The organism is Psychromonas arctica, assembly GCF_038155225.1.
GTDB lineage: Bacteria > Pseudomonadota > Gammaproteobacteria > Enterobacterales > Psychromonadaceae > Psychromonas > Psychromonas arctica_B.
The window spans coordinates 1-906 of the sequence record NZ_JBAKBA010000095.1 but is presented as its reverse complement, the minus strand read 5'-3'; the positions used below and the strand labels follow the sequence as shown (position 1 = coordinate 906).

The window sequence follows — 906 nt, the reverse complement described above, 5'->3', positions numbered from 1 at the left end:
CATCATCTTCTGTTACGTCGCCAACTGAGTCACCCGCAACCACTGATAAGTCATCCACACCGTTGATAGTAATAACAATTTCTTGTTCAACACCATCGCTAGTCGTTACTGTAATGGTATCCGTTAGGAATTCGCCATCATCTAATGCTTGGATAGCATCTTGCGTATTATCTGCTGCGTAAGACCAATCACCGTTTTCATCAATAGTAATATCGCCGTACGTGCCTGTTACCGTTGCTGGTGTAAAGGTCGTTTCGTCTGTCGTATCAACATCCGTTAGCGATAAGCTACCAGATGTCGTTAATGTCGAAGCATCCGCATCTTCTGTTACGTCACCTGCCGCATCGCCTGCAACCACTGATAAGTCATCCACACCATTGATAGTAATAACAATTTCTTGCTCAACACCATCGCTAGTCGTCACCGTAATGGTGTCAGTTAGGAATTCGCCATCATCTAAGGCTTGGATAGCATCTTGTGTGTTATCGGCCGCGTAAGACCAATCACCATTTTCATCAATAGTAATATCGCCGTACGTGCCTGTTACCGTTGCAGCAGTGAATGTGGTTGTATCATTTGTATCAACATCCGTTAGCGATAAGCTACCTGAAGTGGTTAATGTCGCTGCATCATCTTCTGTGACAGAGCCTGCGTCATCACCCGCAACCACTGATAAGTCATCGATACCATTGATAGTGATCACAATTTCTTGTTCAACACCATCACTGGTCGTCACTGTAATGGTATCGGTTAATGACTCACCGTCGTCTAATGCTTGGATAGCGTCTTGCGTATTATCTGCTGCGTAAGACCAATCACCATTTTCATCAATAGTAATATCGCCGTACGTACCTTCTACCGTTGCTGCCGTGAACGTGGTCGTATCCGAGGTATCTACATCCGTTA

General features: G+C 44.9%; 1 protein-coding gene. It reads right to left on the bottom strand.

Going from position 1 to position 906, the window contains the following annotated elements:
- The coding region (locus tag V6255_RS17940; RefSeq protein WP_341629372.1) for a VCBS domain-containing protein at positions 1 to 906 on the bottom strand (906 nt) is incomplete at both ends.